Here is a 5,071-nt window from a genome sequence, read left to right as displayed (position 1 = left end):
CGCGGTGGTGCGCCGCCGACGCCGGCGGTGCATCGCGCGGCGGGCCTTCGCCGTGGCGGCGGGGCCGTCGAACCGCACCGCGGGCAGGCCCGGGGCGTGGGCGCGCAGGTACGCGACGACGGCGTCGTCGGCGGTGGGTTCCATCACTGCCGCCCTTCTTCCAGGAGGGATCGGAGCCGGGCCAGCGCCCGGGCGTTGTGGGACTTCACGGTGCCGATCGAGACGCCGAGCTCCCATGCGGTCTCGGCCTCGGTGAGGTCGACCAGGTGCCGCAGTACGACGACCCGCCGTTGTGCGGCGGGCAGCCGGGCGAGGGCCCGGACCACCTCGTTGCGGTCGTCGACGGCGTCGGCGTGGCTCGGTACGGCGCCTTCGGGTGGCGCGTCGGTGAGCACCTCGCGGCGGGTGCCGCGCCAGCGGTCGATCCGCAGGTTGACGAGGACCTTGCGGGCGTACGCCCGCGGATCGGTGCTGACGGCCTGCGGCCAGGACCGGTAGGTGCGCTCGAACGTGGTCTGCACCAGGTCCTCGGCGTGGCTGCGGTCGCCGGACAGCAGCAACGCGACCCGGAGCAGGTAGGGGCCGGTCGCGGCGACGAACGCCGCGAACTGCTCGTCCCGGCCGCCGGGCACGCGGACCTCGACGCGTGCGGGTTCGGCACTCATATCCTCCATCACGCCACCACGGGCGCAATGGTTGTCATCCGTCGTACAGCGCCGACACCCACAGGTGGGTCAGCGTGTCGACGAGGACCCTCCGGTCGTCGAAGGGGGCGACCCCGCACGCGGCGAGGTAGTAGAGCCGCTCCCCGGTCCAGGTCAGCGACGCGGCGAGGGCGGGCACGTTCTCGACGCGGACCTGCTCGTCGGCCTCGATCCGGGCGACGGCCGCGTCGGTGAAGGTCGCCATCTGGGCCAGCCACAGCTCGCGCAGCTGCGGGTCGGACGCCCAGCTCTCCACGATCGCGCGCAGCACCGCGGCGTTGCGCAACCACAGCTCGGCACCCGCGTCGACGCCTGCGCGGAGCGCTTCGCGCGGGTCCTGTTCGGCCTGCAGCCACGGCTGCGCGGCCTCGTGGCCCTGACCGACCGCCCGGCGGACCAGCTCGGCGAGGGCCGCCTGCTTGCCCGGGAAGTAGAAGTAGAAGCTCGCCCGGGACACCCCGGCGGCGGCGATGATCTCGGCCACGCTGAGGGTCTCGAAGGTCCGCTCGCGCAGCAGCTCGTGCAGCGCCTCGAGGATGCGCTCGCGCAGCTCGCCTTGCTGAGGATCGTCACGCCGGGCGGTCACGGACCAGATCGTACCGTCTGGACACTCTGTCCAGACAGTGTGTATGGTCGGTGGCATGACACAGATCGCTGTCCATCTGGTGGTGCAGGACCCCTCGGCCGCCGCGGCCTGGTATGCCGAGGTGCTCGGCGCGCAGGAGACGAGCCGGGTCCCGTTGCCCGACGGCCGCCCGCTGACGGTGGAGCTGCGCGTCGGCGACGCGGTGCTCGCGGTGGCGGGGGAGTGGCCGGACCGCGGGATGCGCACCCCGGCCGCACTCGGTGGCACTCCGGCCGCCTTCCACCTGCCGGTCGCCGACGTCGACGCGGTGTGGGAGCGCGCGCTGGCGGCCGGCGCCACGGCGTTCGAGCCCCCGCACGACGCCTTCTGGGGCGACCGCACGGCCCAGTTCCTGGACCCGTCCGGCCACCGCTGGGCGGTCGACCAGCACCTGCGCGACGTCGGCCCGGAGGAGCTGGCCGCCCACGTCGCCGCGATGTTCGCCTAGGCGCGGAACTCGCGACGGTAGGCGGCCGGGGTCGTGGCGAGGGCGTCGCGGAAGCGGCGGCGCAGGTTCACCGCCGACGACAGGCCGACGCGCTTGGCGATCGTCTCGACCGGCAGGTCGGTCTCCTCCAGCATGGCCCGGGTGCTGGCCAGCCGCCGGTCGAGCAGCCAGCGGCCCGGCGACGTGCCGAGCTGCTCGGCGAAGTGGCGGTTGAGGGTGCGCGGCGACATGCCGGACTCGGCGGCCATGTCGTGCAGGGTCAGCGGCCGGTCGAGGTTCGTGATGATCCAGTCGAGCAGCGGCGCGAGCGAGTCGGGGACCGGGCCGGTCGTCGGCAGCGCCGGGAACTGGCGCTGGCCGCCCTCGCGGTGCGGTGCGGCCGACAGCTGCCGGCCGATGCGCATCGCCAGGGCCGCGCCGTGCTCGCGGCGGACCTGGTTGAGGCACAGGTCGACGGTCGTGGCCGAGGCGCCGGCCGTCGCCAGGTCGCCGTGGTCGACGTACAGCACGGTCGCGTCGGCGCGGACCCGCGGGTAGTGGCGGGCCAGCTCGTCGACGAGCTCCCAGTGCACCGCCGCCCGGCGCCCGTCGAGCAGGCCCAGGCTCGCCGGGACGAATACTCCCGAGCACACCGCGACGATCCGGGCACCGCGGGTGTGCGCGGCCAGGACGGCGTCGCCGAGCTCGGGCGAGATCCGCGGCCCGTGGCACCAGCCCGCGATGAGGATCGTGTCGGCCGTGGCGAGCGCCTCCAGCCCCGCCCCGACGAGGATGTCGGCGCCGATCGTCGTCGGCAGCAGCCCTGGCCGCTCGGCGCACAGCCGGAACGTGTAGTGCTGCGGGATCTCCGTGCCGTGGTAGCCGAACACGGCCGACGCGCACGTGACCGGATACATCTCCTGGCCCCGGCCGACGAGCGCGACCACGCGATGCTGCATGGCACGAATGTACCCAATGATGTCCCTCCCGGCGCCTGCGCAACCCCGCCGCCGCGACCAGAATCGGCGATCATGGAGTTCGTCTCATGACCGCGGTCGTCGACCGCGGGCCGCTCACGCGCGCCCAGGGTTCGCTCTGGACCAGGGATTTCACGTTGTACTGCACCGCCCGCGTGGTCTCGCTGCTGGGCGACGCGATGATGCCCGTCGCGGCGGCGCTGGCGGTCGGCGCCGTCTACGGCGTGTCCGGCGTGGGGTACGTTCTTGCCGTCTGGACCGCCCCGTACGTCCTGTTCGTGGTGTTCGGCGGCGTCTTCTCCGACCGGATCGGCGCGCAGACGATGATGGTCGGCGCCGACGTTGTCCGCGTGGTCACGCAGGGTGCTGTGGCGGTGGCGTTCTTCGCCGGTACCCCGCCGCTGTGGCTGCTGCTGACCGCCGCGCTGCTCTCCGGTACCGCCGCCGCCATGTTCCAGCCGGGCGTCAACGGCATGGTCCCGCTCGTCGCGAAGGACCCGCAACGCGCGAACGGCACCCTGAAGATCGCCGACGCCGCCACCCAACTCGCCGGCCCGGTCCTCGCCGGCCTGCTGATGGCCTTCGCCGGCGCGGGCCCGGTGTACGCCATCGACGCCGCCACGTTCCTGCTGAGCGGCGTCTGCCTGGCGCTGATCCGCCTCGCTCCCGCCCGCGTTCGTCACGGTGATTCGACGGTACTGCGTGATCTGCGCCGCGGCTGGCAGGAGTTCCGCTCCCGCAGCTGGATGTGGTCGGTGATCGTCGTGTGGGTCTTCTTCGGCCTGTTCGTCTTCGGCCCGTACATCCCGCTGGGCTCCCAGCTCATCAGCGACCGCCTGGGCGACGCCGCCTACGGCTGGACGATGGCGGGCCTGGGCACGGGCACGGTGATCGGCGGCCTGGTGGCGATCCGCTTCCGCCCGACCCGCCCGCTCGCCGCCGGCGCCGTCGCCCTGACCGGCTTCGTCGCGATCCCGCTGACGATCGTCCTGGAGTCCCCGCTGCCGACGCTGATCGCGGGCCACCTGCTGGGCGGCGCCGCGTGGGCGTTCTGGTCGGTGATGTGGTCGACGAGCGTCCAGACCCAAGTCGCCCCGGAGGTCCTGAACCGCGTCACGGCCTACGAGGTGGCCGGCTCGGTCTCGGGCGCCGCCGTGGGCCAGGCCCTCGTCGGCCCGGTATCGACCGTGGTGGCCCCGCGCGACCTGCTCGTCGTGGCGACGGCCGTGACCGCGGCGGTCTGCGTGGCCCTCCTCCTCATCGCCCCGGTCCGCCGCCTCCGCCGCGTCCCGGTCCAGCTGCTGGCCGACCACTCCGGTGCGGAGGACCTCCGCCCCGCCTCACCCGCACACGCCTAGTCCGTTGCGCAACTGAGGCCCGAGCTGCGCCGGACGAGCGCCGGTCGCGTCCCGCTCCGGCCCCGGTTGCGCAACCGGCGCTATCGGCGGGCGCGGCGTTCCACGAGACCGGACTCGTACGCGAGCATGACCAGCTGCGCGCGCGTGGTGACGTGCAGCATGGCCAGCAGGTGGCCGATGTGGGTCTTGACCGTGGTCTGGCCGACGTACAGGCGGTCGCCGATCTCCGCGTTCGACAGCCCCCGGGCGATGAGGACCAGCACCTCGCGCTCGCGGGCGGTGACGCCGGCCAGCTCGGCCGGCGGGGCCAGGTCGGGCGGCGCGGCCCGGGCGAACTCGTCGATGAGCCGTCGGGTCACCGCGGGCGCCAGTAAGGCCTCCCCGGCCGCCACGAACGAGACCGCCCGTAGCACCTCGCCCGGTTCGGCGTCCTTGAGCAGGAAGCCGCTCGCCCCCGCGCGCAGCGCCGCGAACACGTACGCGTCCAGGTCGAACATCGTCAGGATGATCACACGCGCGGCCGAGGTCGCGGTGATCTCCCGGGTCGCCGCGATGCCGTCCATGTCGGGCATGCGGACGTCCATGAGAATCACGTCCGGCCGCGTCTCCCCGGCAACCCGGACCGCCTCGAGCCCAGTGCCGGCCTCGCCAACCACGTCCATCCCCGAGGTCTCCAGCAGCACCCGGAAACTCCCACGCAGCAACGCCTGGTCGTCGGCCACCAGAACCCGGATCGGGGGAGCCACGCCACCTCCTCGTGGATTTGCGGCACCACCGCCGTCGGTTGCGAGCGCGCGAACGGAGGCCGTCATGCGCCTTCCTCAGAGTCGTACGGCACACCCGGTCGTGCAGCGCCCACCGCGCGGATGGCGGCCGTCATGCCGCCTCCTCGTGGTCGTGCGGCAGGCCCGATCGTGCAGCGCCGACCGCGCGGATGGCGGCCGTCATGCCGCCTCCTCGTGGTCGTGCGGCAGGCCCGA

Annotated in this window: 6 protein-coding genes; 2 read left to right on the top strand and 4 right to left on the bottom strand. The window is 73.6% G+C overall.

Features of this window, described 5'->3' with window-relative positions:
* Nucleotides 1-143 precede the first annotated feature (143 nt).
* Both ABZS66_RS40540 and ABZS66_RS40535 read right to left on the bottom strand, forming a co-directional pair.
* The gene (locus ABZS66_RS40540; protein WP_354767379.1) at nt 144-665 is read right to left on the bottom strand and encodes a SigE family RNA polymerase sigma factor; all 522 of its coding nucleotides are present in this window, start codon (nt 663-665) and stop codon (nt 144-146) included.
* A 34-nt stretch (nt 666-699) separates the two neighbouring features.
* Nucleotides 700-1,290, bottom strand: a complete 591-nt coding sequence (locus tag ABZS66_RS40535; protein WP_354767377.1) for a TetR/AcrR family transcriptional regulator — start codon at nt 1,288-1,290, stop codon at nt 700-702.
* A gap of 55 nt (nt 1,291-1,345) precedes the next feature.
* On the opposite strand from ABZS66_RS40535, the gene ABZS66_RS40530 reads away from it, so the two are divergent.
* The gene (locus ABZS66_RS40530; RefSeq protein ID WP_354767375.1) at nt 1,346-1,777 is read left to right on the top strand and encodes a VOC family protein; all 432 of its coding nucleotides are present in this window, start codon (nt 1,346-1,348) and stop codon (nt 1,775-1,777) included.
* Here the strand turns inward: ABZS66_RS40530 and ABZS66_RS40525 are convergent.
* Nucleotides 1,774-2,715 carry a helix-turn-helix domain-containing protein gene (locus ABZS66_RS40525; RefSeq protein WP_354767373.1) on the bottom strand — a complete coding sequence of 314 codons (942 nt, stop codon included), beginning with the start codon at nt 2,713-2,715 and terminating at the stop codon, nt 1,774-1,776. The genes ABZS66_RS40530 and ABZS66_RS40525 overlap by 4 nt on opposite strands.
* Nucleotides 2,716-2,801: 86 nt before the next feature.
* On the opposite strand from ABZS66_RS40525, the gene ABZS66_RS40520 reads away from it, so the two are divergent.
* A complete protein-coding gene (locus tag ABZS66_RS40520; RefSeq protein ID WP_354767371.1) occupies nt 2,802-4,091 on the top strand; it encodes an MFS transporter in 1,290 nt (429 codons plus the stop codon).
* A gap of 80 nt (nt 4,092-4,171) precedes the next feature.
* Here the strand turns inward: ABZS66_RS40520 and ABZS66_RS40515 are convergent, their stop codons facing one another.
* Nucleotides 4,172-4,837 carry a response regulator transcription factor gene (locus ABZS66_RS40515; RefSeq protein ID WP_354767369.1) on the bottom strand — a complete coding sequence of 222 codons (666 nt, stop codon included), beginning with the start codon at nt 4,835-4,837 and terminating at the stop codon, nt 4,172-4,174.
* Nucleotides 4,838-5,071: the final 234 nt, after the last annotated feature.

Origin of the sequence: Dactylosporangium sp. NPDC005572 (assembly GCF_040605515.1) — a bacterium.
GTDB lineage: Bacteria > Actinomycetota > Actinomycetes > Mycobacteriales > Micromonosporaceae > Dactylosporangium.
Note: the sequence above shows the minus strand (reverse complement) of the source record. Positions and strands in the feature narration are given on the sequence as shown.

What these genes read in the sequence shown, in the direction of transcription:
- ABZS66_RS40530 (WP_354767375.1), top strand. Translation starts at nt 1,346, where the DNA reads ATGACACAGATCGCTGTCCATCTGGTGGTGCAGGACCCCTCGGCCGCC.
- ABZS66_RS40525 (WP_354767373.1), bottom strand. Translation starts at nt 2,715, where the DNA reads ATGCAGCATCGCGTGGTCGCGCTCGTCGGCCGGGGCCAGGAGATGTAT.
- ABZS66_RS40520 (WP_354767371.1), top strand. Translation starts at nt 2,802, where the DNA reads ATGACCGCGGTCGTCGACCGCGGGCCGCTCACGCGCGCCCAGGGTTCG.
- ABZS66_RS40540 (WP_354767379.1), bottom strand. Translation starts at nt 665, where the DNA reads ATGAGTGCCGAACCCGCACGCGTCGAGGTCCGCGTGCCCGGCGGCCGG.